The sequence below is a fragment of the Nocardia sp. CC227C genome, assembly GCF_030767025.1.
In the GTDB taxonomy this organism is placed as follows: domain Bacteria; phylum Actinomycetota; class Actinomycetes; order Mycobacteriales; family Mycobacteriaceae; genus Nocardia.
The window spans coordinates 82901-98321 of record NZ_JASITE010000019.1; the positions used below are offsets into that span (position 1 = coordinate 82901).

Consider the following 15421-nt stretch of genomic DNA (forward strand, 5'->3'; position numbering starts at 1 on the left):
CTGGTGGCGGGAGCCTCTCGGGTTATGCCGCCAGCAATTCCCCCTGATCGCTTGTTCAGCTGGGAGAGCGCGGGGGGAGCGCGGCGACGGCGACGGCGATGACGGCGACCAGGGCGGGGAACTGGGTCCAGAGGGAGCCGCCCATGTAGTCCTCGGGGGAGCGCCACGGTCCGGTGGAGAGGGCGGCGGCGGAGACGGCGGTGCCGCCCGCCGCCAGGGCGACGAGGATGCGGTCCCAGTGACGTGGGCGCAGCTGGTCGGCAATGAGGGCCGTTGCGCCCAGCGCGATTCCAACCGGTCCGGAGATCAGCCCGGCGGCAGCCGTGATCCCCAGCGCGCCCACGGTCCGGCTCCGCCAGGTGCGGGGCGCGGCCGGGTGTGTGGTGATCGCTCGGGCATCCGTCTCCGAGTGCGGCTCGGCCGCCGCACCCGTGTGTGGCTCGGCCGTAGCGTCTGAGTGCGGCTCGTCCGCGTCATCCGCGTGCGGTTCGGCCGTGCCGGTGCCGGGATTTCGAAGCGCGCGCACGCGGCGCGAGAGTGAGCCCCGGAGCGCGAGCACCGCGAGCGGCACCAGCAGAACCAGCCCGCCGAAGATCGCGAGCCGATACCAGCGGTCGGCGGGGAAGGAAACGGTGACGGGGCCCTCGGAATCCGCGGGGATCAGCCATGCTTGCTGCCACCCGTCGATCACCACCGGTTCCAGCGCGGTGCCGTCGGCGGTGTGCGCCTCCCAGCCCACATTGGTGCTGAGCGGAAGTACCAACAGCCGTGTGTCGGGAGCGGCGCGGACGCCGACGGGGGCGGCGAAGGCGCTGGGGGGCGCACTGGGTGCGATCGTCGCACCGCCGTCCGGTCCCTGTTGTGGCGCAGTGTTGTCCGTGGGTTGTGGCGCGGCGTTGTTCGTCGGTTGCGGTGCACGCTCCTCGGCGGGCCGCGCGCCGTCGTCAAAGGTGCGCGCCGGGTCCGCCGCCGGCTGAGGGGCAGTCTCCGTTGTCGCCGGTGTGAACGAGCCGCCCAGCGCGGCGCGGTGCAGGCGCAGTTCGTCGACTGTGAAGAGTTCCGTCGGCGCGACGGTCACATCGACCTGTCCGGCGGGCAGACCGACCAGGTCGCCGCCATTGCGGTCCCAGTCGTCGTCGACGGTCAGGTCGGGTGCTGCGGCGGTCACCTCCTCCGGTGTGCACAGGCGGGCGGGCAGTGGTGCGCCGGAACGCAATTCGTCGATCGTGCCGGTGACCGAGGTGTGCAGGGTACGTCCGGCCACCGCGATGGTCGGCCCGTCGGCGCAGTCCACGGTGATCGGTGTGCCCGGGTCTCCGGCGGCCGGGTAGTCGGGCCCGAGGACGGCGACCTCCGCCAGGCCGGGCGGCTGTTCCTGCGCGAAACCCAGTGCGGTGCGGTCGAGCACCGTGTCCCAGGTGTGGATGCTGAGTTCGACGCGGTCGGTGACGTGTGGGTGCAGGTCGACACGGGAGGTGACACCGGAGTCGGCATCCACCTCCCGAATCTGCGGCCCGTCACCGAGATTCACCGATACCGAGGTCGGGTGGGCGGGCAGTTCCCCCGGCGAGGGCGTGAGGTCCAGGCCGGTCACGAGGGTCGGCTCGGACAGTTCGATGACCAGGGTCGGCTTGGGCCCCAGGATGTTCCGCACCGTCGTCTCCGGCGCGACCCAACTGGTGCGGGGATCGCCGTCGGTGGCTGCCACGGCCGCGCCGCGCGGATCGGCCACATCGGCGCGCCCCCGGGCGATGGGCCGGTTCGGATCGGAGAGCAGCCGCTCCAGCGCGGGGCCGGGTCGGGTACGGACCATCAGTTCGGGTGCTACGGCCAGCGGTTCGGGCACCGAGAGCAGGCGCTCGAACACCCCGGGCTCCTCGGCGGCCAGTGCGAGCGCCTTGCTGCATCGAATCCGGTCCGGTGTGTCGAAACAGGCGCTGCGGCCGGGGAATTCCTGGCCGAGTCGCCAGCCGTCGATCCGTGCGCCGACCGGCGTGGGCGGCAGCACGACGCGGTGCTGGATGTCCACTCGCACGGGATCGTCACGTCGGCTGTAGTCGTCGAGGGTGAGTTCGCTGATGCCGAACTGGCCGCCGCCCGAGCCGTTCTGGGTCTGCCGGGCCGTGATCTTGACCCATTGTGTCCGTCCCGGCGGCAGCGAGATGTTCACCGGCGTACCAGGTTCGGCGACCCGCGCGGACACGGTTCCCCGCGCCGTCGCCACCTCCAGCCACTTCACCGGCGAGCCGATGGCGGCCCGGCTGGTGGTCACCCGCAACGCGCCCGCGTCGATCGGCTCGTCCAGGTCGAGTCGCAGCCACTGGCCGATGGCGGGCTGGGTGCCATTGCTCAGCCACCCGGTGGCCGGATCGCCGTCGACGGCCGCGGCGGTGGAACTGCCGGGCGCGGCGCCGCCGAGCTGGGTGGCATCGCCCGCCGCGCTGGAGGCAGTGATCGTGGCCCCCGACCACTGTCCGCGCACCAACTGCGCACCGGGCACCGGATAGTCGGGCACGAGGTTGTAGGTCCGGCGCGGATCACCGTCCGCGCGTACCGCCGAGCTGTGGTTGTCGACCCGCCCGAAATCGGTCTCCCTGGCCATGGGCGTATCGGTGACGGTGACCGCCTCGATGGGCAGTCCGGCCCGCTCCGCATCGGCGGCCAGCAGCGTCGGACCGGCGGGTACGGCGGGATCGCGGGCCAGCCGCTCCAGCACCTCCGGACCGCCCTGCACCACGGGGACGCTGTCCAACGGCACCGCGTACGCGCCCGGGAAGGATTCCGGTGCACCCGTCCCGCTGTGTATCTCGGCGGGCGTGCCCACCTGCCGCTGCTGCACGCGATAGATCTCGACGGCCGGATAGCTCGGGCGCAGGTCTCCGTCGGCGACCAGGCCGTCGTCCTTCCCGTTGGTGTCCACGGGATCGCCGAACTCCGCCACCTTGGTCAGCCCCGGCGAGCCCTCGATCGCCCGGTGCGCCAGCATGGGCTGGGTCGAGCGCGAGGTCTCAGGGTCGAGGTCGTTGCGCAGCACCAGCACGCCGATGCCCTGTTCGGCCAGGGTGGGCGCGAGTCCGGCCGACGGCCGCCCGTCGGCGATGAGGCGCTGCACCGAATCCATGGCGCGGATGGCTCCGGGGGGATTGAGCGGCACCGCGTCCCGGACCGCCCACGGGGTGCTCGCCAGGGCTTGCAGCGGTTCGTCGCGGGTCAGGCCCCACACCTGACTGCCGAACGGGGCGCCGGGCACCACCAGCGCGCGGGTTTCGGAAGCGTTGTGCGCCAACCATTCCGCCGTCTGCTTCCAGTAGCCCGGCACCTCGTCGTAGGCGCCGCGCGGGGCCAGCTTCCCGGTCCACGCCAGCGACGTGGACAGGGCGAGGGCGGCGAGGACCAGCGCCGTCACCGCCACCATGCGGTCACGTTCGGGGTGGGCGAAGGCTTTGCGCCACACCGGCATCGGTACCGACGCGGGCAGCGGCACCCGGCTCAGCAGGTGCGCAAGGCCGACCACCAGCGGGATGCGGATGAGCGGTTCCAGCTTGTGCACATTGCGCAGCGGTGCGCCGCCGGAGTCCAGGAAGAGTCGCACCTGTTCGGCGAACGGGCCGCCCAGCTGCCCCGCGTATCCGGCGCAGATGCCGACCAGGCCCACGCACAGGATCAGGACGAAGCGGCCGCGACCGGGCATGGAACGCAGGGCGAGTCCGGCCATGCCCGCGGCGGCGATCATGCCGGTGGCGAGGACGGCGGCGGGCTGGGTCACCAGCACCGCACCGGCGATGCGCTCCGGGGAGACGAACGGCGTCCAACTGTCGGTGCCGCGCAGCACCTCGGCCAGCGAGGCCCACTGGGTGGTCACCCCGGCGGATTCGATGTAGTCCAGGAACGGCGGGCTCACCCGGCCGAGCAGCAGCAGCGGGACGGCCCACCAGAAGGTGGCGAGGACCAGCAGCGGAATCCAGGCGCGGGTGAAGCGCCACCACAGCGGGTTGGGTTTGCAGGAGGCCCACCACAGGGCGGCGGGCAGGAAGGCGGCCGCGGTGGCGACGGCATTGACCGAGCCCATGAGGGCCAAGGCGAACGCGCTGGCGGCGGGGGTGGTCGCGCCCCGCCACGGGGCGGACGGTGCACCTCGTCGCGGGTTCCCGTCGGGCGTTCGCCCGTCCCGCTCCCCCGGCGCGGGCTGCCCGGCCGTTGCTGTGCGGCCGCGGGCCAGCGCAGTGCCAAGGGCGGCGGGGGCCAGCAGCACCCAGGGGGCGAGCATCATCGGCAGCGTTTCCGATGAGATCGAGCCGAGGGTGGTCAGCACGCGGGGGGAGAGGGCGAAGGCGGTGGCGGCGATGACGCGGGAGCCGCGGCTGCCGATGCCGAGGGCTTCGCACAGGCGGACTATGCCCCAGAAACCGGCGAGCAGCAGCAATGCCCACCAGATGCGCTGGGTGACCCAGGCGGGCAGGCCGAGCCAGTGCCCGAGCGAGAAGAAGGCCCCGTGCGGAAAGAAATACCCGTACGCCTGGTTCTGCACCTGTCCCATGGGCGCTTGGGAACTCCACAGGTGGGCGGCGCGGGAGAGGAAGCCGAGCGGGTTCTGGGCCAGGTCGTATTTGGTGTCGGCGACGGTCCGGCCGGGGGCCTGCAGAAAGGTCAGCAGGAAGGCGGCGAACACCGTGCCGATCAGCCAGCGACGGCCCAGCGGTGCGGTGGCCGACGACCGGTCGGATAGACCGGTCGCGGCGGAATCAGCGGAGGTCAGTTCAGCGTGCGCCGTACTCGACGTTGTTGAGCAGCGAGCTCGAGGCGTCTCCGCTGCGGTCGATGTCCGGGCGCGAGTTCTGGCTCGCCGCCATCGTCACCAGCAGCACGGCGACCAGTCCGAGCAGGGCTCCACCGGCAGCGCTCGCTACACCAGGGACGGCAAACTTCATCGCGGTACTCCCATACATCGACGCATGCGTAACTGGAGAGCCAACCTAGCAGGTCGATGGCGGGAAGGCAGACATGTACGTACCGGTAGCCCGGTTGTGGGCGGCTCCGCGCGCCGTCGCTTCCGGATGAGTCCCAGCTCACAGCGCTGATCGGCGGAATCGCGCCGGACCGGTCGGTGCTACGTGGGAAGTTCGCAGCGCAACCCGCCCAGGAAGGTGCGCAGCTTCGCGCTGGTCTCGTCGAGTTCGGCGCGCGGGTCGGAGGCGGCGACGATCCCGCCGCCGCCGAACGCGCGCAGCGCCCGGCCGTCGGCGGACAGTTCGGCGCAGCGGATGGCGACCACCCACTCGCCGTCGCCGCGGGCGTCGCACCAGCCGACCGCGCCGCCGTAGAAGCCGCGATCCTCCTCGGTCTCGGTGATCGCGTCGAGTGCGAGGTCGGTCGGGGTGCCGCAGACGGCGGGGGTGGGATGCAGCAGAACGGCGAGATCGAGGGCCGTGACATCCGCGTCGCGCAGCCGCCCGGCGATCGGGGTGGCGAGATGCCAGACCTCGGCGGTGCCGATGATCTCCGGCCCGTCGGGGATGGTGAGTTCGGCGCAGAGGGGGGCGAGCCGCTCGCGAATCCACTCGATCACGAACGCGTGTTCGTCGCGGTTCTTGGTGCTCGCCAGTAGTTCCCGCGCCTGGGCGGCATCGTCGGCCGGGTCGGGCCGCCGCGGCAGCGTCCCGGCGAGGGGGCGCAGCGTGACCGTGCGGCCGTGCCGGGCGACCAGCACTTCGGGGGTGGCGCCGATGAGCTTTTCCCCGCCACGCCCGGCCGGACCCAGGTCGACGGCGAATACGTTGGCATTCGGGTGCCGTGTAATAAGATGCGCCGCAATGACTTCCGGTTCCAGTGGCGACTCCGCCGCCGCGATGAGCGAGCGCGCCGCCACCACCTTGCGCAGCGGCTGTCCCGGATCGGCGAGCTGCTCGACCAGTTTGGTCACCCGCGCCACATGTTCTGCCGCACTGGGCATCTCGGTGACCACCCGGACCGGCGGCAGGTCCGGCAGGGCGGCGGGACGCCACGGCCCGGCGGTGTGCGCGGAGCGCTCCGGCACCGCCAGCGCGGCCGGTCGCCGCGGATCGAAGGCGAGCGCGCCGACCACCAGCTCCGCCCCGTCCCGCAGTGCCGTCGCCGCCCCCTCGACCGTATCGAGGGCGGCGCGCACACCGGCGGTCCGCAGGACCGCCGCGGGCGTCGCGAGCAGGAATCCGTCCATGATCTCTCCGACCATAGTCCGGCCCCGCCGTCCCGCGGCGGTGGAGCGACGAAGGTTACAGCGTGCCCCGATTGCCCTGGCGGGGGCGGTTCACCGCACCGCGGCGACGGATGCGGGCGGCGGCCCCGCGGCGCGGGATCAGTGACCCTCCGGGTCCCGGCCGGGCGGCACCAGCAGGACCGGCCGGTGGCAGTGTTTGAGCACGGCGTCGGCCACGCTGGAGTGCAGCAGCGCCCGGATGCCGGTGGCGCCGCGCGTGCCCGCCACGATGATGTCCACGTCCAGGTCGTCGGCCACGTCCACGATGGCGTTCCAGATGGTGGTGGTGCACTCCACGGTCCGCGCCTCGGCATTGAGTCCGGCCAGTCCGGCCAGTTTCGCGCCCTCGGCATTGATGTTCTTGGCGTCGGTGTAGGCGACGTCCTCGATCTCCTCGTCGGTCACCCACTCCGGCTGCATGACGCCGGAGATGCCGGACAGTCGTGCGGCCTGGCGCACCATGGGCTCCCATGCGGTGAGCACGACGGCGCGGTTAGCGGTGAGGAAGCGGCCCGCGTATTCGACGGCCCGGCGGGCATTCTCGGATCCGTCGTAGGCAATCAGCATCAGGTCGCACGGCATGACGAACCTCCTGGTAGGAGTGTTGGTCCCGGTTCCGAGGGTACCCCGCGCCGCGCCCGTTCACCCGCAAGGACGGTGGTGGGCGACACCGTCTCGCGTCGTTCTCGTGTTCCGGGTGTTACCGGTGCGTTCGCGCATGCGCACCGGTCGGTACGAACTAGCCGCAGATCGAACACTGTTTGCGAACGATTCACCCAAACCCGTGGCGACCGGACGGGGCGGGGTCTTCACTGGATTCGTCGGCCTCGCACCGACGATCGACAATGCCGTCGTCGCGGGAGTATTTCGAGCATCGAGGTGTGTGGATAGTGCGGTTGGAGGAACTGACCACCCCGCAGGACTGGGCGCATGTGTACCGCTCCCTGTTCGGCCTGCCGCATGTCCACGTCACCACGCCGGGGTTCGTGGTGCTACCCCTCGTCGACACCGTCGCGGCGTTGAACACCCCGGAACCGTTGGGGGCGTTGATACTCGGTGAACTGACGGTGCGCGGCGTCCCCGGCCCGGTGCTGGTGCGCGAGAAACCGCCGCGCCGGACGTTCCTCGCGGTCTTCGATGGGTACCCCACGGTGGAATGCATCGAACAGTTGGAGCGCAACAGCGTGGATATCGGACCGCACCGCAGCAATGTCATCCTGCCGACCGGTTTCGGGCGGCACACCCACGAGGGCCGCTGGTGGGCGCGCGCGCCCCAGCGCGATGAATCACTGCCGCTGCTGTCGGAGGTGCTGGCCGCCGCGAAGGCGGTGCTGTGAATCCGATCCAGACCGCGTTCTTCGGTCACCACGAGGCCGATCCGCGCGCCCTGCTCCACTACGAATGGCATCAGCGACACGAATCCGGTTGGGCGGTGGACGAGTTCGAGCAGGAGATGCTCGAACTCACCGACACCCAGCGGCCGGTCCCGGCGGCCTGCTGGCGGCTGCTGGACCGCATCGAGGCCGCCGAGCGGGTGCCGGACTGGCCGTACACCGAGTGGGGTGACCCGCTCGAGCCGGAGCCCGCGGCGGCCGCGCCCACACCCGCGGTGCCGGTCACCGAGCTGTCGGATCGGGTACGCGGCGGGTGGCTGGGCCGCTGTGTGGGCTGCACGCTCGGCAAACCGCTGGAGAACGGATTCGTCTGGACGCCCAGGCAGATCCGCGACTATCTGGAGCCGATCGGCCGATATCCGCTGCGCGACTACGTCCCGGCGCGGGAGCCGATGCCGGACGGCTACGAATTGCATTGGACCTGGCGGGAATCCACGCTCGGCAATATCGCGGGCTGCCCGCGTGACGACGACATCGACTACACCATTCTCGGCCTGCACCTGATCGAACGGCACGGCACCGAGTTCACCGCCGACGACGTGGCCGCGCTGTGGCTGGAACACCTCCCGTTCCTGCAGACCTACACCGCCGAACGCGTCGCCTACCGCAACCTCATCGACGGTTATGTCCCGCCCGATACCGCCACCCACCGAAATCCCTACCGCGAGTGGATAGGCGCGCTGATCCGCGCCGACATCTACGGCTACGTCTGCCCCGGCGAACCGGCCCGCGCCGCCGCGCTGGCCGCCCGCGACGCCTCGCTGTCGCATACCGGCAACGGCGTCTGGGCCGCGAGCTGGGCCGCCGCGCTCACCGCCGCCGCCTTCACCGCCGCCGATGCCGAGACCGCCCTGGCCGTCGCGCAGGGCGTCGTCCCACCGCGCTCCCGCCTAGCCGTGGCGCTGGCGGAGGTGTTCGACGACCGTGCCCGCGACCTGTCCTGGAATCAGGCCGTGGCCGCCATCCACGCCCGGCACGGCCACTACAACTGGGTGCACGCCATCGGCAACGCCTGCCTGATCACCGCCGGATTGCTCTGGGGTGAAGGTGATTTCACCCGCACCATCGCCCTCACCGTGCAGGGCGGCTGGGACACCGACTCCACCACCGCCACCGCGGGCTCGGTAGCGGGCATCCTCACCGGCGCGAACGCCATCCCCACCCACTGGACCACGCCCCTCCAGGACCGCGTCCACAGCTCCGTAGCCGGTTACTGCGACCCCCACATCACCGACCTCGCCACCCGCACCCTCACCCTCCTGCCCCGCTGACCCCAGCCACCGCCGACAGCGCCCGGCCCCCGCACCGGCTGCGCCTGCCCACCCTGCGCCCCCGGCGCAGACTGCCCGAGCGCAGCACACCCCGATCCGACACCGATCCCGCCCGCGCGGCTCCGACCCGGAATTGCCCGAGCGGCCCGCGATCTCGGATCGTCCGGACGTTCCGGACGGCCCGCGCGGCTTCGACCCGAACTGCCCGAGTGCCCCGCGATCTCGGATGACCCCGGCGGCCGCGATCCCGGACCGCCCGCGCGACTTCGACCCGAACTGCCCGAGCAACCTCGAATCCGGATTTCCTGGCGGCCGCGATCCCGAACTGCCCGAGCGGTTTCGACCCGGAATTGCCCGAGTGCCCCGCGATCTCGGATGACCCCGGCGGCCGCGATCCCGGACCGCCCGAGCGGCTTCGACCCCGAACTGCTCGAGCGATCTCGAATCCGGATCGCTCGGGCAATCTCGAATCCCGCACCGCGGCACCAGGCCCCGCATAGGTGACGGGCGGCCCGGGTTCATCCGAACCGGGGCCGCCCGCGAAACTCGAGATCCGGCTACCGCTCGACGATCGCGACCACGCCTTGGCCGCCCGCCGCGCAGATGGAGACGAGCGCCCGGCCCCCGCCCTTCTCCGCCAGCAGCTTGGCGGTCTGCGCGATGATGCGCCCGCCGGTCGCGGCGAACGGGTGGCCCGCCGCCAGCGAAGAGCCGTTCACGTTGAGCTTGGAACGGTCGATCGGCCCCAGCGCACCGTCCAGGCCCAGCCGCTCCTTGCAGTACTGGTCCGACTCCCACGCCTGGAGGGTGGCGAGCACCACGGAGGCGAACGCCTCGTGGATCTCGTAGTAGTCGAAGTCCTGCAGCTTCAGCCCGTTGCGTGCCAGCATGCGCGGCACCGCGTAGGTGGGGGCCATGAGCAGACCGTCCGGCCCGTGGATGTAGTCGACGGCCGCGACCTCCGAATCCACCAGGTAGGCAAGGGGCTTCAGGTTGTGCGCCGCGGCCCACTCCTCGGAACCCAGCAGCACCGCGGACGCGCCGTCGGTGAGCGGGGTGGAGTTGCCCGCGGTCATGGTGGCGTCACCCAGCTTCACGCCGAAGACCGGCTTCAGGGTGGACAGCTTCTCGACGGTCGATCCGGGCCGCAGGTTGTCGTCGCGGGTCAGTCCGAGGAACGGCGTGACCAGGTCGTCGAAGAAGCCGCGGTCGTAGGCGGCCGCCATGTTCTTGTGCGACAGGTAGGCCAGTTCGTCCTGCGCCTCGCGGGCGATGCCGAACTCCTTGGCGGTGATGGCGGCGTGCTCACCCATGGACAGCCCGGTGCGCGGTTCGGCGTTGCGCGGAATCTCGATGCCGACCATGGACGGGCGCAGGCGGCCGACCAGCTTCACGTAGTCGGAGTTCTTGCGGGCCCGGTTGGCGTCGAGCATCCATTCGCGCATGGACTCGCTCACGCCGATCGGCGCGTCGGAGGTGGTGTCGGTGCCGCCGCCGATGCCGGACTCGATGCGGCCCAGCGCGATGCCGTCGCCGACGGTCACGATGGACTGGAGGCCGGTGCCGCAGGCGAGCTGCAGGTCGTGGGCGGGGGTGTAGGGGGACAGGGTGGAGCCGAGCACGCTCTCCCGGATCATGCCGTGCTCGCCGACGCGCTTGAGCACCGCGCCGCCGACGACCATGCCCAGCCGCTCGCCCTGCAGGCCGTAGCGGGCGACCAGTCCGTCCAGCGCCGCGGTGAACATATCCTGGTTGGAGGCGTGCGCGTACTTGCCGTCGGAGCGGGCGAACGGAATGCGGTTGCCGCCGAGGATGGCGACGGGGCGCGCCTGCTTGGTGTTCTTGGCCGCGGCCTTCGCCGAACGGGCTTTGGTGGTCACTCGAGTCTCCAGTGTCTCGTCGGGGTCCGGCATGCCCGGTCGGTGGGATCGGGCCTGGTTTACATTAAACTTACTCTGGAGTAAGTTCATTGTCGACACCGTACCCCGCCCATGTGCGCGACATCGCTTCCGGGCACCGACGAGAAGAGAAGGTAGGAACCAGTGGCTGCCAGCAAGAGCAAGGGCGCTCCCAACCTGTACGGATCGTTCATCCACTCCGCCCCCGGCGCGTTCCTGGCGAGCAAGCTGGGTCTGCCGCAGCCGGAGGCCCTGCGCCGCTACCGTGCCGGTGAGCCCGCGCTGCCGGGCCCGGTGCTCGTCGGCGGCAAGGGTCGCGTCGCCGACGCGGTGCGGAACCTGCTCTCGGACTACACCTTCGTCGATTCGGTGTCGCCGGGCGTGAAGTTCGGTGCGCTGGTCTTCGACGCCACCGGCATCCGCACCATCGAGGAGCTCGAGCAGCTGTACGAGTTCTTCCAGCCCGCCATGCGCAGCATCGCCCCGTCCGGCCGCGTGCTGGTGGTCGGCACCACCCCCGAGCTGTCCGCGTCCGTGGACGAGCAGATCGCCCAGCGCGCGCTCGAGGGCTTCACCCGCTCCGTCGGCAAGGAGCTGCTGCGCGGCGCCACCTGCAACCTGGTGTATCTGCACCCGGAGGCCGCGGCCGCCGCCACCGGGCTGGAGTCCACCCTGCGCTTCATCCTCTCGGCCAAGTCGGCCTTCGTCGACGGTCAGGTCTTCCGCGTCGGCAAGGACGATTCCACCGCACCCGCCTCCTGGGACAAGCCCCTGGACGGCAAGGTCGCCGTGGTCACCGGCGCCGCCCGCGGTATCGGCGCGACCATCGCCGAGGTGTTCGCGCGGGACGGCGCGACCGTGATCGTGGCCGACATCCCCGCCGCCGGCGAGGCGCTGGCCGAGACCGCCAACAAGGTCGGCGGCACCGCGCTCGCCCTCGACGTCACCTCCCCGGACGCCGCCGAGAAGATCGCCGAGTTCGCCACCGAGCGCTTCGGCGGCGTCGACATCATCGTGCACAACGCCGGTATCACCCGCGACAAGCTGCTCGCCAATATGGACTCCGGCCGCTGGAACTCGGTCGTCAATGTGAATCTTGCCGCCCCGCACCGCATTACCGAGGGTCTGGTGGCCAAGGGCGCGCTCAAGGAGGGCGGCCGCGTGATCGACGTGTCCTCCATCGCCGGTATCGCGGGCAACCGCGGCCAGACCAATTACGGCACTTCCAAGGCCGGTGTCATCGGCATGGTGAACGCCGAGGCCCCGAAGCTGGCGGAGAAGGGCATCACCATCAACGCGGTGGCCCCGGGCTTCATCGAGACCGCCATGACCGCCGCGATTCCGCTCGGCACCCGCGAGGCGGGCCGACTGCTGTCGTCCCTGCTGCAGGGCGGCCAGACCGTGGACGTGGCCGAGACCATCGCCTACTTCGCCTCCCCCGCCTCGAACGCGGTGAGCGGCAATGTGGTTCGCGTCTGCGGCCAGGCCCTGATCGGAGCATGATGACCGAGACCATCACGCTCACCGAAACCCCCAAGAACAGCAGCCTTTTCGTCAAGGCGGCGCTGGGAGCAATTCCGGTGCCGGGACTTTCGAACCGCCCGTCCACACTGCCCGACCGGGTGGTGAAGTTGCAGGGGCTGCAGGTCGATCCCGATCACCTGTCGGCGTACTGCCGGGCCACCGGCCTGCGCTTCGGCGACGCCCTGCCGCTGACCTACCCGTTCATCCTGAGCTTCCCGCTGGCCATGCAGCTGGTGGTGGCCCGCGACTTCCCGTTCGTCGCGGTGGGCGCGGTGCACGCGCAGAACCTGATCGAGCGCACCCGCGACATCTCGGTGTCGGAGCCGCTGGACTTCCAGACCCATATCGAGAATCTGCGCGAGCACCCCAAGGGTCTGCTGGTGGACGCCGTCACCGAGGTGAGCGTCGGCCGTGAGCAGGTGTGGCGGCAGGTCACCACCTTCCTGCACCAGCAGCGCACTTCGCTCTCCGGCGGACCCAAGCCCGAGCCGAAGCCCGATGAGGTGCCGCCGCCGCCCATGCGCACCACCCGGGTGGATCAGCAGATGATCAACCGCTACGCCGCGGCGTCCGGCGACCACAATCCCATCCACACCTCGGCGCTGGGGGCCAAGGCTTTCGGCTTCCCGAAGCCCATCGCCCACGGCATGTGGTCGGCGGCGAACGTGCTCGCCAATATCGAGGGCCGGGTGCCCGCCGAGGCCACCTACGACGTGAAGTTCGGCAAGCCGATCTTCCTGCCGTCCACGGTGAACGTCTACGCCGACCAGGTGGAGGGCGGCTGGGACCTGGCCTTGCGCCACCCGAAGAAGGGGTATCCGCACCTGACGGCTACGCTGCGTTGAGTTGCCGGGCGGTCGGATCTCCTCGACCGCCCCGCGCGAAGCTCGACCCCGGACCAGGGGGACCGGAGCCGCGCACCGTGCCCAACCGAATGTCGGCTCGCAGGGGTATCGACATCCGGTTCGGCGACACGGTGCGCGGCTCTGCGCTTTCCTACCCCGATCACACTCGCGCTGGTCGCCGGTTCGGCCATCCCCGAGCGCCGCCCGCCCCCGATCCGAGGCGGATGCGCTCGCATCACGGTCCCCGCGAGGGGCTCGGCACACTCGTCGAATCCGCACTCCCCCGGCGGGAGCTCGCTACTCGGCGGCCGGTTCGGGTTTGCGGCCGGCCAGGCCGCGCCAGGCCAGGTTGTCCAGCAGGTCGACGGCCTGCCGGACCTCCACCTCGCCGCTGGCGACCCGGTCGGCGATGGCCTCGCCCGCGCCGATCACCGCGACGGACACGATCTCGAAATTGGTGCCCGGCTCCGCGTATTTGGCGCTGGATTCCAGCAGTTTGGCGGTGAGTTCGATGATCCGGTCACGGCTGTTGATGATGTCCGGCGCGAACGGCTGCTGGTTCAGCGCCTGCCGGTAGAGCACCTGCCAGGACAGCCGATTGTTGTCGACGTAGGACAGGAAGGCCTCGAGGCCCGCTCGCAACTGTTCGTGCGGGGTCAGCTTGGGGTTGCCCGCCACCGCCACGGCCTCGATGAAGCGCATGCTCTCGCGGTGGATGCAGGCGCGGAACAGTTCGTCCTTGGAGCCGTAGTACAGGTACAGCATGGGCTTGGAGATCTTGGCCTCGGCCGCGATCGCGTCCATGGAGGTGTCGTGATAGCCCTTGTGCGAGAACACCGTAACGGCGGCGTCCAGCATCTGCTGCTCACGAACCGCCCGGGGTAGCCGCTTCGTTCCGCCTGCCATCCACACTCCTAGGACATGTCGAAACCCTTATCTTACTCCATGGTAAGTTTCGCGAGCTCAACATTGCGGAAGATTCGCTCGCGATACGCACCGTGCAGCGTCGACAAGGGCTTCCCGGTCGGAGTCGTCGAGACGTCAGCAGCGCGGCCCAGTGCCCTTGAACTTTGCCATGCGAAGTACCGAGGCATCCACCTGGCTACCCGGCAGGCGGCCGCTGGCGACGGCCTGCTCGAGCCGGTCGAGCACGCTCGTCACCGCGTCCGTGGTAATCCACAGAGCATTGTCCGCCCCCGCGACCAGGGCGGATTCCACCGCCTCCGCGATCGACATCCGACTGGTGATGGCCGCCATGCCGCCGAGATCATCGGTGAAGATCACGCCGTCGAAGGGTGCCGCACCGTAGCCGGTACCCGTGCGCAGCAGCGCCATCACCTCCGGACTGATGCTCGCGGGCACATCCGGGGTGGTGAGACCCGGCACGTCGAGATGGCCGATCATGACCGCCGCCCCGGATTCGACCAGCCCCCGGAACGGCACCAGGTCGCGGTCCCGCAGCTGCGCCAGCGGCGGCGTGCGCACCGCGCCGGTGTGCGAATCGCCCGAGCCCGCGCCGTGCCCCGGGAAGTGCTTCATGACCGTGCCGACCCCGGCCTCGTTCATGGCGCGGATGAAGGCGGCGGCGTACTCCGTGACCACCTGGGGATCGTCGGAGTAGGACCGGTCGCCGATCACCGAGTCGTCGGGCTGGTTGCTCACGTCCACATCGGGCGCGAAGTCCACGGTGATGCCGAGTGCCTTCATCTTCCGGCCGCGCTCCAGGCTGAGCCGGTAGTACTCGTCCACGCTCATGGTCTGCGCGACCACCCGCGCCGACGGAGCCGAGCCGATGAGGTCGCGCAGCCGCGACACCCGGCCGCCCTCCTCGTCGACGGTCACCATGAGCGGGGTGCGCGACGCCGCCAGCACCGCGTCGATCTGGTTCTGGGCCAGCAGCGCCTTGTCGGTCCAGCCGCCCACGAAGATGCCGCCCACTCCTTCGGTGCGCACCACGTTCTCCGCGTCCGCGGCATCGGTGACGCCCACGGTGATCAGCTGTGCCAGCTTCTGTCGCAGCGTGAACTGCGCCAGATAGCCCGCGGCGCAATCCTGTTGCGCCACAGTGCTGGTCGCTCCGGTGGTGGTGTCGCTGGAACCGGTGGTGGTGGAGGTCCGGTCGGCGGTCGTCTCGCCGCCGCCGGAGCAGGCGGTCAGCATTACCGCGGCCATGGCGAGCACGATCCCGGGGAAGATGCGCATGCCCCGACCGTAGCCGCCACCGGCGCGGCCGCCCACCCGACTCCGGGCGCGG

11 protein-coding genes are annotated in these 15421 nt (G+C 70.7%); 4 read left to right on the forward strand and 7 right to left on the reverse strand.

Features of this window, described 5'->3' with window-relative positions; translation table 11 throughout:
- Nucleotides 1–55 precede the first annotated feature (55 nt).
- The 4 genes from QMO76_RS30130 to QMO76_RS30145 form a co-directional block, all read right to left on the reverse strand.
- Nucleotides 56–4669, reverse strand: coding sequence for an alpha-(1->3)-arabinofuranosyltransferase family protein (locus QMO76_RS30130; protein ID WP_372342119.1), 4614 nt, complete (start codon nt 4667–4669; stop codon nt 56–58).
- An 88-nt stretch (nt 4670–4757) separates the two neighbouring features.
- On the reverse strand, nt 4758–4928 hold the full coding sequence (locus QMO76_RS30135) for a DUF2613 domain-containing protein (RefSeq protein WP_081592797.1): 171 nt from the start codon (nt 4926–4928) through the stop codon (nt 4758–4760).
- Between the two features lie 179 nt (nt 4929–5107).
- On the reverse strand, nt 5108–6196 hold the full coding sequence (locus QMO76_RS30140) for an isochorismate synthase MenF (protein ID WP_306364732.1): 1089 nt from the start codon (nt 6194–6196) through the stop codon (nt 5108–5110).
- A 138-nt stretch (nt 6197–6334) separates the two neighbouring features.
- Nucleotides 6335–6817, reverse strand: a complete 483-nt coding sequence (locus tag QMO76_RS30145; RefSeq protein WP_306364733.1) for a universal stress protein — start codon at nt 6815–6817, stop codon at nt 6335–6337.
- 308 nt (nt 6818–7125) lie between these two features.
- Between QMO76_RS30145 and QMO76_RS30150 the strand changes: the two genes are divergently transcribed.
- Both QMO76_RS30150 and QMO76_RS30155 read left to right on the forward strand, forming a co-directional pair.
- Nucleotides 7126–7572, forward strand: coding sequence for a hypothetical protein (locus QMO76_RS30150; RefSeq protein WP_306364734.1), 447 nt, complete (start codon nt 7126–7128; stop codon nt 7570–7572).
- Complete coding sequence (locus tag QMO76_RS30155) at nt 7569–8900, forward strand: ADP-ribosylglycohydrolase family protein (protein ID WP_306364735.1); 1332 nt, start codon at nt 7569–7571, stop codon at nt 8898–8900. Before QMO76_RS30150 ends, QMO76_RS30155 begins: the two co-directional genes overlap by 4 nt.
- A gap of 557 nt (nt 8901–9457) precedes the next feature.
- Here the strand turns inward: QMO76_RS30155 and QMO76_RS30160 are convergent.
- Nucleotides 9458–10780 (reverse strand): acetyl-CoA C-acetyltransferase, encoded by a 1323-nt coding sequence (locus QMO76_RS30160; RefSeq protein ID WP_306364736.1) that lies wholly within the window; start codon nt 10778–10780, stop codon nt 9458–9460.
- Nucleotides 10781–10942: 162 nt separating this feature from the next.
- Here QMO76_RS30160 and QMO76_RS30165 point away from each other — a divergent pair, with 162 nt between their 5' ends.
- A complete protein-coding gene (locus QMO76_RS30165) occupies nt 10943–12301 on the forward strand; it encodes a 3-oxoacyl-ACP reductase (RefSeq protein WP_306364737.1) in 1359 nt (452 codons plus the stop codon).
- A complete protein-coding gene (locus QMO76_RS30170) occupies nt 12301–13167 on the forward strand; it encodes a MaoC family dehydratase (RefSeq protein ID WP_306364738.1) in 867 nt (288 codons plus the stop codon). The genes QMO76_RS30165 and QMO76_RS30170 overlap by 1 nt, the downstream gene beginning before the upstream one ends.
- Before the next feature lie 297 nt (nt 13168–13464).
- On the opposite strand, the gene QMO76_RS30175 is transcribed toward QMO76_RS30170, so the two are convergent.
- Together QMO76_RS30175 and QMO76_RS30180 are read right to left on the reverse strand one after the other, a co-directional pair.
- Nucleotides 13465–14073, reverse strand: a complete 609-nt coding sequence (locus QMO76_RS30175; RefSeq protein ID WP_306364739.1) for a TetR/AcrR family transcriptional regulator — start codon at nt 14071–14073, stop codon at nt 13465–13467.
- 135 nt (nt 14074–14208) lie between these two features.
- Nucleotides 14209–15369 carry a glycoside hydrolase family 3 N-terminal domain-containing protein gene (locus tag QMO76_RS30180; protein ID WP_306364740.1) on the reverse strand — a complete coding sequence of 387 codons (1161 nt, stop codon included), beginning with the start codon at nt 15367–15369 and terminating at the stop codon, nt 14209–14211.
- Between the last annotated feature and the right edge of the window lie 52 nt (nt 15370–15421).

Coding starts and splice junctions, on each gene's coding strand:
- QMO76_RS30135 (WP_081592797.1), bottom strand. CDS start 4,928: ATGAAGTTTGCCGTCCCTGGTGTAGCGAGCGCTGCCGGTGGAGCCCTG.
- QMO76_RS30140 (WP_306364732.1), bottom strand. CDS start 6,196: ATGGACGGATTCCTGCTCGCGACGCCCGCGGCGGTCCTGCGGACCGCC.
- QMO76_RS30145 (WP_306364733.1), bottom strand. CDS start 6,817: ATGCCGTGCGACCTGATGCTGATTGCCTACGACGGATCCGAGAATGCC.
- QMO76_RS30170 (WP_306364738.1), top strand. CDS start 12,301: ATGACCGAGACCATCACGCTCACCGAAACCCCCAAGAACAGCAGCCTT.
- QMO76_RS30175 (WP_306364739.1), bottom strand. CDS start 14,073: ATGGCAGGCGGAACGAAGCGGCTACCCCGGGCGGTTCGTGAGCAGCAG.
- QMO76_RS30180 (WP_306364740.1), bottom strand. CDS start 15,369: ATGCGCATCTTCCCCGGGATCGTGCTCGCCATGGCCGCGGTAATGCTG.